At 34.4% G+C, this 14,961-nt stretch carries 12 protein-coding genes; 1 reads left to right on the top strand and 11 read right to left on the bottom strand.

Annotation, left to right across the window (positions count from 1 at the left end; translation table 11 throughout):
• Positions 1-7: 7 nt before the first annotated feature.
• The 5 genes from AC07XU_RS00185 to AC07XU_RS00205 form a co-directional block, all read right to left on the bottom strand.
• Complete coding sequence (locus AC07XU_RS00185) at positions 8-1,171, bottom strand: RsmB/NOP family class I SAM-dependent RNA methyltransferase (RefSeq protein WP_494941612.1); 1,164 nt, start codon at positions 1,169-1,171, stop codon at positions 8-10.
• 12 nt (positions 1,172-1,183) lie between these two features.
• Positions 1,184-2,401: an ABC transporter substrate-binding protein gene (locus AC07XU_RS00190; RefSeq protein ID WP_494941613.1), complete on the bottom strand. Its 1,218-nt coding sequence runs from the start codon at positions 2,399-2,401 to the stop codon at positions 1,184-1,186.
• 81 nt (positions 2,402-2,482) lie between these two features.
• Positions 2,483-4,009: a glutamine-hydrolyzing GMP synthase gene (guaA, locus tag AC07XU_RS00195; RefSeq protein ID WP_494941614.1), complete on the bottom strand. Its 1,527-nt coding sequence runs from the start codon at positions 4,007-4,009 to the stop codon at positions 2,483-2,485.
• A gap of 471 nt (positions 4,010-4,480) precedes the next feature.
• The gene (locus AC07XU_RS00200; RefSeq protein WP_494941615.1) at positions 4,481-4,942 is read right to left on the bottom strand and encodes a deoxycytidylate deaminase; all 462 of its coding nucleotides are present in this window, start codon (positions 4,940-4,942) and stop codon (positions 4,481-4,483) included.
• 62 nt (positions 4,943-5,004) lie between these two features.
• Positions 5,005-6,435, bottom strand: a complete 1,431-nt coding sequence (locus AC07XU_RS00205) for an MFS transporter (protein WP_494941616.1) — start codon at positions 6,433-6,435, stop codon at positions 5,005-5,007.
• A gap of 226 nt (positions 6,436-6,661) precedes the next feature.
• Here AC07XU_RS00205 and AC07XU_RS00210 point away from each other — a divergent pair, with 226 nt between their 5' ends.
• Entirely contained in the window at positions 6,662-7,288 is a 627-nt protein-coding gene (locus AC07XU_RS00210) for a LysE family translocator (protein WP_494941617.1), read from the top strand.
• 3 nt (positions 7,289-7,291) lie between these two features.
• Here the strand turns inward: AC07XU_RS00210 and AC07XU_RS00215 are convergent, their stop codons facing one another.
• The 6 genes from AC07XU_RS00215 to bamA form a co-directional block, all read right to left on the bottom strand.
• Positions 7,292-7,849 carry a hypothetical protein gene (locus AC07XU_RS00215; protein WP_494941618.1) on the bottom strand — a complete coding sequence of 186 codons (558 nt, stop codon included), beginning with the start codon at positions 7,847-7,849 and terminating at the stop codon, positions 7,292-7,294.
• Positions 7,850-8,118: 269 nt separating this feature from the next.
• A complete protein-coding gene (locus AC07XU_RS00220) occupies positions 8,119-10,020 on the bottom strand; it encodes an amidophosphoribosyltransferase (RefSeq protein ID WP_494941619.1) in 1,902 nt (633 codons plus the stop codon).
• 250 nt (positions 10,021-10,270) lie between these two features.
• Positions 10,271-11,089 (bottom strand): glutamate racemase, encoded by an 819-nt coding sequence (gene murI, locus AC07XU_RS00225; protein WP_494941620.1) that lies wholly within the window; start codon positions 11,087-11,089, stop codon positions 10,271-10,273.
• A gap of 57 nt (positions 11,090-11,146) precedes the next feature.
• Positions 11,147-11,731, bottom strand: coding sequence for an OmpH/Skp family outer membrane protein (locus AC07XU_RS00230; protein ID WP_494941621.1), 585 nt, complete (start codon positions 11,729-11,731; stop codon positions 11,147-11,149).
• Positions 11,732-11,778: 47 nt separating this feature from the next.
• Positions 11,779-12,309 (bottom strand): OmpH/Skp family outer membrane protein, encoded by a 531-nt coding sequence (locus AC07XU_RS00235; protein ID WP_494941622.1) that lies wholly within the window; start codon positions 12,307-12,309, stop codon positions 11,779-11,781.
• Between the two features lie 70 nt (positions 12,310-12,379).
• Positions 12,380-14,920 (bottom strand): outer membrane protein assembly factor BamA, encoded by a 2,541-nt coding sequence (gene bamA / locus AC07XU_RS00240; RefSeq protein WP_494941623.1) that lies wholly within the window; start codon positions 14,918-14,920, stop codon positions 12,380-12,382.
• Positions 14,921-14,961 lie beyond the last annotated feature (41 nt).

Genomic DNA, 14,961 nt, shown 5'->3' on the forward strand with positions numbered 1-14,961 from the left:
CAATAGCTTATTGTTTAATCAAGCGTGCTACAAACATACTGTCTGCCTTATCATTGTAACCTTTAATCAATTCCATTCTATCTAATTTTAAATCGAAATTAGTAGTCAAGTAGTTTACAACATCCTCATTTTCTGCTTTAAACACAGAGCAAGTCATGTAAATTAAAGGTTTATCCTTTTTTAGATATTTAACAACATTGGCTGCTATGCCTTTTTGCAGTTTTACGTAGTTGTCAATTTTATATTGTTCAAAAAAGTAAAGCATTTCTGGAGTTCTTCCCCAAGTGCCAGAACCTGAGCAAGGCGCATCTAATAAAATGCCATCAAATTCATAGTGGTGCAAAATTTGGTCGTTGTTTTGCAGTAAATCCATCGCTTTTAAATGATACTTTTTCAATCCGGCAAGCTGAAAACGTTCTTGCAAATTATTTAAACTATTTTCTCTCACATCGCTCACTAAAAGCTCTATATTAGGCTCTAAACTATGCAACAGCAAAGATTTTCCGCCGGATGCGGCACAAGCATCCCACCAGTAATCGTACTTATCTGGTTCAAAATAATCCCCAGTTTTTTGAGAGGAAAGATCCTGAATTTGATACAATCTAGGATCGGCAATTATTTGTTCTAATTTTGTTCCGTTAGGTAAAGCGAGCGTTGTATCGCCAATCTCTTTTACCATAATCCCATTTGCCTGTAATTGGTCAATCACAACCTGTATATGAGTTGATTTTACTCGGATAAACAAATCTGGCTGTATGAAAAACGATTGCAGAAAAGCTGCTCTATCTATTTGCTCAGATAAATTTGAGTTAAAACTAAAGACTTGCTCCAAATCGAATGAAGGGAATTTTTCCCTCACTAAATCTATTTTATCAGCTAAGCTAAAATGAATTTTGGGTTCTAAATCTGGCAAAAAATAAGCTATGATTAAACTCGTAGTTTCATTGCACAAAAAATCTGCTATGGCTAATCTTTGTAAAGTATTTACCTCTGCCAATGCTTTGCCCAACCTAAAGTAACTGTAAATGTACCGAGTTGCCCATCTCCTATCTGATGAACCCATTTGTTTGTTCTGCTTAAAATAAGCAAACAAATGTCGATGTAGCGGCACAACACCATTGTAACTTTGCAATAATTGCTCAAAAGCCCTAATTTGGTGTTCTACTCTCATATGTTTTATGCTTTAATCAACTAGATTTAAATTTAGGTTTTTGTATTGCAACAACATCAGCTCTGTGTTGTAATAACCGTATTGCGGATTGTAGGCGAATTCAAATGAATTATGTAAGCCTCTGTATTTTTCTTTGGTGATAAAATCTAGGTAATTTGCTCCGTGCTTCGAAAGCATTTTTCCAAAGTAAAATCCAATATCAAAACCTTTAAAAGAATACTCGCTAGGCTCAAATTTAAACTGAGCTCTATATTTTTTTATGAAATTAACAACTGCTGTACTTTTATAATCAATTTTATAGGAAGTGCTTACAATGGTATTCAAATTCTGAAGTTGATCTAAATTATAAGTCTGTTTAAGCCACGTTGGATGACCAAAAAGGTTTAAATCATAACCACCTGTCCTTAAATTTTTAAGCTTAAAAAGTTTGTCAATACTAGGCTTTACAAAAGCTGCATCATCAGAACAAATTACAACTGCATATCTCTTGTTCCTAATCATCTTTGTCTCAAAAATATATGTTGAGGTAAACTCTTGTACGATAAGATTCGGATATTTTTGTTTAAATCTATTTCTTAAAGGGGCTGCAAATTGCTCATCAGCTGTTCTTTTAGGGTTAATCAAAACTACGATGCTATTATTGTTTGGGTATTTATCTGCAATATAATCAGCTACTTTTTCTGCATGCTGATTAATGTTATTTACAACAGATATTAATTTGGGATTATTAAATTCACTTGGCTTACTTGCTGCCAATGGCGATACCACAGGCAAATCATTAGTAATAGAGAAGTTAGTGATGTACTTAATTCCCTCAGGAAAAACCGGACCAATAATTAAATTACTACTTTTAACAGCACTTTTATTTAATACAGCTGCTATTGCTGCATTATCATCTTTAGTATCGTAAATATTTAGGTTAAAATTTAGTCCACCAGCAGCCGCAGAATCAAAACCCAATTTAATGCCTTGGTAAAAATCTATAGCCATATCAGTTCGGTCTACTTGAACTTTAGTGGCTGTTTTTAAATTGATCTGATTTAACTTAAATGGTACAAGAACAGCAATATTAGCCTCTGTAAATTTTTCAGCTGGTTTATCCTTTTTTTCTGTTACTGGATTATCTTTAACTGGCTTAACAACAGTTTTGGTAACTTTTGGCGAACACGCCATATAGGTACAAGCTGTTAAAATGAAAAGATAAAAACTTATTTTTTTCTGGATTCCCATTACAAAAAATTAAATAAACACAATAATCAAATCACTGCTAACCAAAAACTGTTAACTGTAAATCAAAAACTGAATACTAAACTATTCCCACTCAATTGTAGCTGGCGGTTTAGAACTGATATCGTATACCACTCGGTTAATACCTCTCACCTTATTGATAATTTCATTCGAAATTTTCGCTAAAACCGGATATGGCAAATGGCACCAATCAGCTGTCATTCCATCAACCGATTCTACAGCTCTTAAACAAATAACATTCTCATAAGTTCTTTCATCTCCCATTACACCAACAGATTGTACTGGCAAAAAGATTGCTCCAGCTTGCCAAACTTGATCGTACAAACCAGCTTCTTTTAAGTTATTGATGTAAATTGCATCGGCTTCCTGCAAAATAGCAACCTTCTCAGCAGTTACATCACCTAAAATTCTAATCGCTAAACCCGGACCAGGAAAAGGATGTCTACCTAAAATAAACCCTTCAATACCTAAACTTTTACCAACCCTACGCACTTCATCTTTAAACAAAGTATTTAATGGCTCTACAATTTTAAGTTTCATAAAATCTGGTAAACCACCCACATTGTGGTGAGATTTAATGGTTGCAGATGGTCCTTTAACAGAAACCGATTCAATAATATCGGGGTAAATTGTTCCTTGTGCTAACCAAACCACATCCTCCACTTCATGGGCAGCATCATCAAAAACTTCAATAAAAACTCTACCAATGGCTTTTCGTTTCAATTCTGGGTCTTTTACGCCAGCTAACTGACTTAAAAATCTATCTTTTGCATCAATGCCTTTAATATTTAAACCCATATGTTTGTACTGCTCTAAAACGTCTTCAAACTCGTCTTTACGCAATAAACCATTATCTACAAATATGCAATGCAGGTTTTTACCAATTGCTTTATGCAACAAAATGGCAGCTACACTACTATCAACACCTCCAGATAAGCCTAAAACAACTTTGTCGTTACCCAACTTCTGTTTTAAATCTGCAATGGTAGTTTCAACAAAAGCATCTGCTGTCCAATCTTGCGAACAACCACAAATACCCACTAAAAAGTTTTGTAATAATATTTTACCATCGGTACTATGTGTTACCTCTGGGTGAAACTGAATAGCATAAGTATTGGTATCTTTAATTTGATAACCAGCAACTTGTACATCAGCTGTGCTAGCAATAATCTCAAAATTATCTGGAACTACTTTAATGGTATCACCATGGCTCATCCACACTTGTGAATTTACATTTATACCTTTAAAAAGCTTATTATCTTGGTTTACAAAATCTAAATTTGCTCTACCATATTCTCTCGTGTTTGATGCCTGTACATCGCCCCCGTTTTGTTGCGCTATAAATTGCGCTCCATAGCAAACTGCCAATAACGGATAAGCTGCAAACAGATTTAAATCTACAAATGGCGCATCTTCTTGGCGTACAGAATACGGGCTTCCTGATAAAATAACCCCTTTTACAGTAGCGTCTAGCTCAGGAATATGATTAAACGGATGGATTTCGCAGTAAACATTTAGTTCGCGAACGCGACGAGCAATAAGCTGAGTGAACTGAGAACCAAAATCGAGAATGATGATTTTTTCTAGCATGCGCAAAGGTAACAATTAGAAGTGAGATGTAAGATGTAAGAGGTGAGATTTCCTACACTTTTTAATATTTGAAGCGCAATCACAGTGCTAATATTAATGTTAGTTCCCGCTTTTTGCTTCAATCTTCTGTGTTATGCTTCGACTACGCTCAGCATGACAACACAGAAGGATTTTCGCGACAATCGGGGCTATGAACTTAAAATAGCGGTAATGATATGATTTTGAAGCAATAATCAAATGAAGGCTTTACACTAAAGCGCTACTTATAAAAAATTTAGTTTGCTACAATGCAACTTCTAAGAGCAGCACAAACCTGTGTTAATAAACCTTTTTGAAGCGGTATCCTTTTTAGCTGTCATCCTAAACCTACTAAAGGTAGCTAAAAAGATTTAGCGGAAAGAAGGACTGATGTTAATAGTTGATAAGAGTTGCTTTTCTAAAAATCACTGAATTATCTGATTAATCACAACGCTATGCCTCAACCTCATGTTGCACTACATCTACCCCAAAGCGCAATAAAAAATCAACCCCTTCATCGCTAGCTAAACCTTTATAAGCAGCATACGAATCTTTAAAGTAAACTTTTTTAATACCTGATGATAAAATCAATCTTGCGCAGGCTATGCAAGGAGATAATGTTGTATATAGTGTTGATCCTTCAATATTAGAACCATTTTTAACCGCATATAAAATTGCATTCTCTTCTGCATGTAAAGCTAAAGAACAACTTCCTTTACTATCTCTTGCGCATCCATTCTCTGGCCATTCTTCATCGCAGTTATGCGTACCCGCTGGCGGTCCGTTGTAACCAATAGAAATTATTCGCGTATCTTTTGTTAATACTGCACCAACGTGAGCCCTCACACAATGAGAACGGGTTGCCAAATCTGTGGCCAACCTCATGTAAATATCATTAAATGCTTGTTTTGCCATTTTATATCATTAAAAAAGCTCTCCAGTATGCACTAGAGAGCTTTAAATATTGTAGTTAAGAATTAATGTCCGCCAGAAATTTTCTCATCAAAGTTGATACCTTGAGATTTTAAAATACTGCTCGCTCTTAAAGCATAAAATGCTAAATAAGCAAAACAAGCAATACCAACTACGTAACTGTACTGAATGCCAGTAAATCCAGAAACATATCCTTGTAACCAGCTTATTAATCCACCGCCCATAATCATCATAATTAAATAGCTACTTCCTTGACTTGTATGTTTACCTAAACCACTTACAGCTAATGTAAAAATACAAGGCCATAAAGTACTGCAAAATAAACCAACACTAGTAAATGCATAAACACTAACCATACCATCGGTAAACATTCCAACTAATAGAGCCAATATGCCTACACTAGAAAATATCAATAACATACGAGCTGGATTTCCTTTGCTTGCCATATCTGCTATAATTAATACCAATATGATTAATGCATATACGTAAAATGGAGCTAAATCATGTTTTGCAATGGCATTTACTAATAAGAAAATACCAAAAGCTAAATAAGGAGCAACGAACCTTAAAACCTTTTGTAAACTAACCTTATCTGTAAAAGCTTCAACAGCTCCAGTCCAACGTCCAATCATCATACTTGCCCAGTATAGAGAAATGTAGGGCGCAATATCTTTAATAGAAAAACCTAAATCTTCTTCCATATAAGCTGGCAAATTACTTGCTGTAGAAACCTCTACACCTACATAAACAAAAATGGCAATCATACCTAAAACTAACTGAGGATATTTTAATGCAGAGCCTTTTAATGATCCATCTTCAAGTTTGGCTTCAACCAATGGTGGTTTATCTGGCAATGAAGACATTTTTAAAAATATCGCTACCAATAGAAACGCAGCGCCTAAAATTAAATAAGGAATTTTAACACTTTCTATACTGATATTTGAATTACCACTATCAGCAGAACCGAAAATAGCAAAACTAACAATTAACGGACCGATGGTTGTACCAAAATTATTAATACCTCCAGCCAATGTTAAACGTTGAGAACCTGTTTTAATTGGGCCTAATGCAATAGCCAAAGGGTTGGCAACTGTTTGTTGTAACGAAAAACCTAATGCAACAATAAACAAACCAGATAGCATTAATGGAAAAGAACCTGTATTTGCGGCCGGATAAAATAACAATGTACCTACAGCAGAAATTGCTAAACCTAGCGCTAAGCTATTTTTATAGCCAATTTTGTTGATAATATCTGTTTTCAATAAGGCAGATATGCCCACATATATTAACGAACCAATAGTATAGGCAATGTAAAATGCCAATGATACCAACTGACTTTCACTTTGAGATAGGTTAAAAGCAGATTTAAAAACTGGTATTAAAATATCGTTACTTGCTGCAACGAAACCCCAAAAGAAGAAAACAGTTACTAAGGGAATGAACTGTGCCCAATTGGTTTTTGAATTTTGTTCCATGTGTGGATTAAAGTTTTAGTTTAATATTAAATTTTGGTTCGCTAAACTTAAATAAAATTTATTGTTTATTGAGTGTATTTTTAACACTCAACAAAATTTTTATAAACGTTATTTTAACGTATATTATATGCGTATAAGCTATAAACTACTAAAAAAACTATAACATAAAATGGATAGTTTTTAGCTTTAAAAATTGCATATTAGCACAAATTATATTGATAAAAGAATGTTCGAAGCGATAATACTAGGTTTGGGTGCGGGGCTAATTTCCTCATTCTTAACTGGTCCTGTTTTTTTTGCAATGATTAAGACTAGCATTGAAAAAGGCTTTATGGCTGGCTTTTCTTTGGCATTGGGTGTAATAATTAGCGATATCATTCTGATTGCCATCGTACTTTTTGGAAGTCAGTTTTTAGTTTACCAAGATAGTTTTGATAAATATGTTGGCATATTTGGAGGTGTATTTTTACTAGCCGTAGGGATTTACTACTTGTTTTCGAAGGTGTCTATTAACTATGAAAACAATACCATGATAAAAATTAGCAAAAGAGGCTACCTTTTAAAAGGATTTTTAATGTGCATATTAACACCATCTACCTTAATGTTTTGGATTATTGTAAGTGGGATAATCTCTGTAAAGCTTAACAACAGGCTAAATGAAAAACTTTTTTGCTTTTTTATAGCCATGGCTACACAGTTGGCAATTGACAGCTTAAAGAGCTATTACTCTAGCAAATTGCGTTACCGAATTAAGGAAGATACTTTAAGAAAATTGAACAAAGTAGCTGGTATAATTATTATTGCGTTTGCTTTATGGTTAATTTATAAAACCTATTATCAGTTTTATGTTTAAGATTTACAGAATATCGTCTAAATTATAAAGATCAACATAATCTAAAACCCTGCCACCCTCACAGTTTTCCATATTTTGCAAACGGTAATAGCTTCTATCACCCTTTTTTAAAAATGTTTGCTTACCTGTTTTTTCGCATGGCGCACCGCCGTTGTTACTTTTTATGTAAGTAATTATTGTTCCTTCAAAAGCGATGTGGTTGGCATCAGTTCGTTTTAACTTACCATTAATTTTTAGGAACTCGTTATTTGAGTTGTTTTGCTCACCTTTTATACTAAACCAGCCATCTTCTTGCTTAGTTAATTCTGCTCTTCCTTGCGCATTGGCAAGCATTCCAATCCATTGTAAGCTGATAGGAATACTTCGTTGAACTTCTATTTTAACCTTAGGAATTTTATTTTTGACATCATCACCAACTTTTTTTAAAGTATCATTTAGCTTATTTAATTTGGCATTTAAGCTATCGCTGGTTCTTGTAATTGCATCTTCAACTTTGTTTTGTTTAGCATCTGAACAAGCTAAACCTAAGCAGACTAGTAATCCTAAAAATATCTTTTTCATTTAGTTGTATTTTGGATAATTAACAAATAAAATCTAAAGAAAGTTTGTTTAGGGCTTGATTTTAATCTATGGTTGTTTTAAGGTTTTTGCCAAGAGCAGAAACTTTAAAAAATAAACCTGATTGGAGTGGAAAGCCCGAAGGTGAGGTACGAGCCGAGGACTTGCAATGCAAAGCAGGACTTCAGAATCAAAAAGGGCAAAAACTTTCGTTTTCACCCTTAATTATTTATAAAAGAAACTCCTCGCAAGCTTGGAATGATAAGACTACATTAGTAAGCTCTTTGATTGTTTCCTTCTTTCCAGTTTACAAATGCTTTGTTTACCACTTTATTACCACCCGGTGTTGGGTAATTACCAGAGAAATACCAGTCGCCACTGTGGTTAGGGCAAGCAATGTGCAAATTATCTAATGTTTGATAAATCACTTCAACCTCTGCAACTGTTCCTTTTGGAGTGATGATTTTAGCAATCTGATCTGAAATTTCTTGTTGCTTAAACGGTCTGTAAATATCTTTTACATGGTTTACGATTTCTTCTTTTGGCAATAACAACGAAGCTTTACATTTTTCGTAAACCTCTTCTATGATATGCTCCATTCCTCTTTCCTTTAGCAATTGTATTGCAGCATCAAAAGCTACAAACTGCCCCATTTTAGACATATCGATACCGTAACAATCTGGGTAACGAATTTGTGGTGCCGAAGATACGATAATGATCTTTTTAGGGTGTAAACGATCGATGATTTTAATGATACTCTGTTTAAGCGTAGTACCACGAACAATAGAGTCATCTACCGCAACCAAAGTATCGGTATCATTTTTAATTACACCGTAGGTAGTATCATAAACGTGTGCCACCATTTCTCCTCTATCTGCATCTTGCGTTATGAAGGTACGAAGCTTAACATCTTTGATAGCCAGTTTTTCAACTCGGGGCGCCATCGACAAGAGTTCGTCAATTTGCTTGTCATTTAACTGTTCTTTATTTCCAATTAAGGCCTCTTTTTGTACCTCGCGTACATGTTGGTGCAAACCTTCCACCATTCCATAAAATGAAACTTCGGCAGTATTTGGTATAAATGAGAAAACTGTATTTTTTAAATCTTTTTTTACTGCGGTTAAAACTTGCGGAATTAACAAATGGCCTAATTGCTTACGCTCTTTATAAATATCGGCATCGCTGCCGCGTGAGAAATAAATACGCTCAAATGAACAAGCTCTTTTCTCGGCAGGTTCGCGGTACATTTCTTGAGTTACCGTGCCATCTTTTTTAACAATTAAAGCATGGCCTGGTTCAATTTCTTTAACCTGTTTTATCTGTACATTAAAAGCAGTTTGTATAGCTGGTCTTTCTGATGCAGCAACTACAATTTCATCATCGGCGTAATAAAATGCTGGGCGAATACCAGATGGATCTCTCAATACAAAAGCATCTCCATTACCTACAATACCAGAAATGGTATAACCACCATCCCAATCTTTAGCCGAGCGACGAAGAATTTTAGCGATGTTAAGTTTTTCGGATATTTTATGGGTAATCTCCACATTACTCAATCCTTCTTTTTTGTATTCATCAAACAATACTTGATTTTCATCATCTAAGAAATGACCTATTTTCTCTAAAACGGTAACTGTGTCTGCTTTTTCTTTAGGGTGCTGACCAAGTTCATACAACTGCTCTAACAATTCATCAACGTTAGTCATGTTAAAGTTACCAGCAATTACCAAATTTCTTGTCATCCAGTTGTTTTGGCGCAAAAAAGGATGGCAATTTTCGATGCTGTTTTTACCATGAGTACCATAACGTAAGTGGCCCAAAAGTACCTCGCCAATAAAGCTTACATTTTGCTTTAAAAACTCGGTATCTTTCATCAACTCTGGTGTTTCATTTTGTATATCTACAAACTTGTTTTGCACATATCCAAATATGTCTGCAACCGCATTTTGCGCCATAGAACGGTAGCGACTAATATAGCGGCTACCAGGTTTCATGTCTAATTTTATGGTTGCAATACCAGCTCCATCCTGCCCACGATTGTGCTGCTTTTCCATTAACAAATACAATTTGTTAAGTCCGTAAAGTGCAGTACCGTATTTTTCTTGGTAGTATGAGAGAGGTTTTAACAGGCGGATAAAAGCTATACCGCATTCGTGCTTGATCTGATCGCTCATTGAATTGATGATTGAGCCGCAAAATTAACCTTTTAAAATTTTAAAACCTAACCAAAAATGAAACCGTTTTACACAAAAAAGTAATATAACTGTTAATTAGTTTATGACAGGTTTTGATTAGAAAACGTACGGCTTTAAGCGTTTGGCAATTGCAGTCCCGTTATTCGCTATATCCCCGATGAAAAATCGGGGGATGTCGCTACTACCGGGTTTAAAATTGAAGTTTTGTGCTGCCAGTAAAAAACAATACCTATTTCATTTTCTGACAATTTACCTCTTCGCCTAAAAAGACAGAAGCGTGTTCATTAAAAGCTTTTACATCTCCAGAGGTATAAAACTCTCTTTTCGAATTTTGCGCTAACTTGTCTTCAATTTCTGGGTGCCTAGTTAGATAATCGACTAAGCTATTAGCTACAATATCACCCTGTGCCAATAAATTGATATGAATAGGCAAATACTTTTTGATTTTAAGAATGAGCAATGGATAATGTGTGCAAGCCAAAAGAATACAATCTAGATCTGCAGATTTTGATAGGAGCTCTTGAATGTATTGGTTTACGAAATAATCTGCGCCATCGCTTTCATGCTCATTGTTTTCAATAATTGGCACCCACATTGGGCATGCCTGCTGGTGCACTGAAACCGATGGAAAAAAATTATTAATTTCTATTGGATAAGAATTAGAATTAATGGTGCCTCTTGTACCCATTACGCCAACATTTTGGGTTTTGGTAAATTCTCCAATTACTTCTGCTGTAGGTCTTATTACGCCTAAAACCCTATTGTTTGGATATTTTTTAGTCAAATCTAATTGCTGTATATTTCTTAAAGCTTTTGCCGAAGCGGTGTTGCAAGCCAAAATTACCAACGGGCATCCTTTAGCGAAAAGCCACTCTACACATTCTAATGTATATTGGTAAACGGTTTCGAAGGAATGATCGCCATAAGGAGAACGAGCATTATCACCAAGGTAAATGTAATTGTATTTAGGCAATTCTTGCGCAATTGATTTAAAAACGGTTAAACCACCAAAACCAGAATCGAAAACACCAATTGGAAATTTGTTCATAAAAAAAGCGGAGTAGGATTTAAACCCTACTCCGCTAAGATAATTATTTAAACTTAATTATGGTTTTTTAACTGGAGTTGCAGCTGGTTTAGCCGTTGCAGAAATACCTAATTTAGTTTTAACAGCAGCTGTAATATCTTCGCCACCATCAAAATAGATTAAGTTATTGAAACCTGCAGATGCAGAAATATCAAAAACGTAAGCTAAACCTTTTTCTTTAGCAACAGCACCCATTGCAGTAGATAATTTTTGGTTAATTGGAGGATATAATTTTCCTTGCTCAGCTTGCACATCTGTAGTTGCTTTTGTACGTGCATCTTCAATTCTTTTTTGCAAATCGCCTAACTCAACTTGAGCTTGTTGTAATTCTTTACCAACAGCTTCTTTATTAGCTTCACTTAAAGTTTTTTCTTTGTCAATTGCCGCTTTATACTTTGCTTGATATTCAGTGATCATTTTATCGATTTCACCTTGTTTTGTTTTAGCTAAGTTCTCTAAAGTAGTTTGTGCAGCTTTAGCCTCTGGCATAGTTGCATAAATCTCATCAGAGTTTAAGTGACCGAATTTTTGTTGTGCATTTGCAACATTGCTAGTAATTAATAATCCAGCTGCTACAAATAATACGTTAATTAACTTTCTCATTTTCTATTTACTTAATATTTGTTTTATAATTGATTGTGTGTTATTTATTATTTTACAAGTGTACCTGGTTTATAACCTAATCTTACAATTACATCATTGCTGATGTCGTAATTTGCACTTGCATAAATCATCATGGTAGATTCGCTGCTCTTATCAAAAACAAAATCTATAAATTTATTTTTGGCGGTTTCTCCAATTACTTTAGATACGTTTTCTTGTATTGGCTTTAAAAGCTTAACTCTCATCTGAAAAAGCTCACCTTCTGGACCAAATTTTTGGCGTTGCATTTCTTTTGCTTTTTTCTCGCTTTCGATGATATCGTTTTCTCTACGTTTGCGCATATCATCTGTTAACAAAACTTGGTCTGCTTGGTAAGCTTTGTACATTTTATCAATCTGTTGAAAACTATCATCAATCTGTTTCTGATATTGAGCTGATAAACCATCCAATTGGCTTTGAGCAGCTTTATAATCTGGTAAATGCTTTAGGATATATTCAGTATCCACATAAGCAAATTTTTGTGCTGATGCCCCTAAACCCATTAGAAGCAAAAAGCTGGCTAATATTATTTTTTTCATCGGTGTGTGTTTTCATTAGTTGGTTAAAAACTGTGCCATTTTTAAACAACAATAATTAAACTTTAATTTTTTAGTTAAATCCGCCTAATTGTTGAGCTATACTAAAGTGAAATTGTCCTTTGTTTGCATCTGCAACGCCAGGTATTTTATCAAATCCATATCCATAATCAATACCAAGCAATCCAAATATCGGTAAAAATATTTTTGCACCAACACCAACAGATCTTCTAATATTAAACGGATTAAAATCGCTAAACTTATCCCAGGTGTTACCACCTTCGGCAAAAACTGTCATAAATGCAGTTGCCTGTTGCGAGCTAATTACTGGGTAACGCAATTCCATTACATATTTGTTAAAAATAGGGCTACCAGAGTTTTGCGCAATTGTTGGGTTAGCACCTACCGGGATAACCGAGTTGTTTGAATAACCACGCATCGCGATAAGCTCAGATCCTTGTAAAAAGTCGAAACCTTGCATACCATCACCACCTAATTTAAAACGCTCGAAAGCAGATTGACCAACAGCACTATTGTAACTACCTAAGAAACCGAATTGAGCTTGCGCCTTAAATACTAATTTACCTACTACGTTAGTAAACCATTGCGATTCGAATTTCCATTTGTGGTATTCGGTAAATTTATAACGCTGCATATCTGAAGCCGTTTTGTAATTTACATTGTTTAACAATGAGTATGGCGGTGTAGCTTGAATAGTAAATCTGATATAAGCACCACCAGTTGGGAAAATATTATGGTTACGTGAATCTCTCGCTATTTCTTGTGTTAAGTTTAAGTTATAAGAAGTACCAGTACTGAATAAAAACCCTGGATAATTATTTAAAATGTATTGGTTTAGGTTAACACTATGCACCAATGAGAACCAGTTATCTGGCCATTTTAATTTTCTACCTAAGCTAATCGAAACACCATTTAAACGGATTTTTTGAAACTGTGCGTTACTTGCATCAACACCGTTAGATTGTAATGAAGTAAATGCACTTAAGCCAAAACTAACAGGTTTTTTACCACCTAACCAAGGCTCAGAAAATGAGAAACTGTATGATTGGTAAAATCTACCGTTTGTTTGTCCACGTAAACTTAATTTCTGTCCATCTCCTTTTGGTAATGGTCTATAAGCATCGCCATTAAAAATATTTTTTAGCGAGAAGTTATTAAACGTTAAACCTAAGGTACCAATAACACGGCCACCACCAAAACCACCTGATAACTCAATTTGATCTGAAGGTTTTTCTTCTACATTAAACTCGATATCAACTGTACCATCAGAATTTGGTTTAGGAACAGGATTAGTTTTAGATTCATCAAAATTACCTAAAGCACCAATCTCACGTACACTTCTTACCAATAGTTCTTTCGAGAATTTATCTCCAGGTTTCATACGTATCTCACGTAAAACCACTTTATCATTAGTAATGGTATTTCCTTTTACTGTAATTTTGTTGTTTGTAAACTGAGGACCTTCGTAAATTCTCATTTCAACATCAACAGTATCTCCATGTATCCTAGTTTGTACTGGATCAATGTTAAAAGTTAAATAACCATCATTTAAGTATACACTAGAAACATCATCGCCATTGGCACTACCACGCAATTTTTTCTCTAATTTTTCTTCGCTAAATAATTCACCTTTTTCAATACCAAAAACTCTTTCTAAATATTCAGTATTGTATTTGGCATTACCCACCCAACTGATATCTCCAAAATAGTATTTAGGCCCTTCGTATACATCAATCTTAATTCCTACGGTTTTATCATTGTATCTGTAAACACTGTCTTTCAAAATTGCAGCATCTCTATAACCTTTCTCTTGCATTTTTGCAACAAGCGCTATTTTATCCTCTTCGTATTTCTCTTTATTAAACTTACCACTACCAAAAACTTTGTAAAAAGCTCTCTGTTTAGTTTTCTTTAAAAACTTTCTAAGTTTTGCCGATTTAAATACAGAGTTGCCCGTAAAATTAATCTCTTGAACTTTTACACGTTTACCTTTATTAATGTTTACCTGTAAAATCACACTATTTTCTTGATTTGGATCTTTTTTTGATTGGAAGTCAATAGTGGTGTAAAAATACCCTTTATCTAATAAATACTTAGTAATGATTGTTCTTGTTGTATTGTACAAATTATCATTAATGATAGTTTTACCAGCTTTGTCGGCTAGTTTTTCAGAAATATCTGTTTTCTGCGATTTGCTTATTCCATTAAACTCAAACGAGGTTAAACGCGGACGTTCTACCACTTCGATATCGAAATAAATGGTGTCTAAAACAATTTTTGTAACATTTAATTGAATATCATCAAACAATCCTTGTGCCCAAAGGTTCTTAATAGCGTTAGTAGTTGCTTCACCAGGAAGAATTACTGTTTCACCTTTAGTTAATTTAGAAAGTGTTATGATTACTTCTTTATCTAAGTATTGAGTACCCGACAAAGTTGTACCACCAATGATGTATTCTTTTGGCGCAAAGTAGTCGAGGTTTAGTCCGTTAACTTTTAAGGAAGGAGTTGCCTGTTGAGGCTGGTTACGAATTTGAGCTATAGTTGGCGAGCCAATTAATAACAAAAATATAAGTTGGTATATTCTTTTCATTTACAATCTAAAAAACGATGCTAAGTTAATTTAAACACATG

The sequence above is a fragment of the Pedobacter sp. GW456-11-11-14-TSB4 genome (assembly GCF_059424425.1).

Bases quoted from the DNA above. Each gene is read 5' to 3' on its own strand.
- AC07XU_RS00185 (WP_494941612.1), bottom strand. From the start codon at position 1,171: ATGAGAGTAGAACACCAAATTAGGGCTTTTGAGCAATTATTGCAAAGT.
- AC07XU_RS00190 (WP_494941613.1), bottom strand. From the start codon at position 2,401: ATGGGAATCCAGAAAAAAATAAGTTTTTATCTTTTCATTTTAACAGCT.
- guaA (WP_494941614.1), bottom strand. From the start codon at position 4,009: ATGCTAGAAAAAATCATCATTCTCGATTTTGGTTCTCAGTTCACTCAG.
- AC07XU_RS00200 (WP_494941615.1), bottom strand. From the start codon at position 4,942: ATGGCAAAACAAGCATTTAATGATATTTACATGAGGTTGGCCACAGAT.
- AC07XU_RS00205 (WP_494941616.1), bottom strand. From the start codon at position 6,435: ATGGAACAAAATTCAAAAACCAATTGGGCACAGTTCATTCCCTTAGTA.
- AC07XU_RS00210 (WP_494941617.1), top strand. From the start codon at position 6,662: ATGTTCGAAGCGATAATACTAGGTTTGGGTGCGGGGCTAATTTCCTCA.
- AC07XU_RS00215 (WP_494941618.1), bottom strand. From the start codon at position 7,849: ATGAAAAAGATATTTTTAGGATTACTAGTCTGCTTAGGTTTAGCTTGT.
- AC07XU_RS00220 (WP_494941619.1), bottom strand. From the start codon at position 10,020: ATGAGCGATCAGATCAAGCACGAATGCGGTATAGCTTTTATCCGCCTG.
- murI (WP_494941620.1), bottom strand. From the start codon at position 11,089: ATGAACAAATTTCCAATTGGTGTTTTCGATTCTGGTTTTGGTGGTTTA.
- AC07XU_RS00230 (WP_494941621.1), bottom strand. From the start codon at position 11,731: ATGAGAAAGTTAATTAACGTATTATTTGTAGCAGCTGGATTATTAATT.
- AC07XU_RS00235 (WP_494941622.1), bottom strand. From the start codon at position 12,309: ATGAAAAAAATAATATTAGCCAGCTTTTTGCTTCTAATGGGTTTAGGG.
- bamA (WP_494941623.1), bottom strand. From the start codon at position 14,920: ATGAAAAGAATATACCAACTTATATTTTTGTTATTAATTGGCTCGCCA.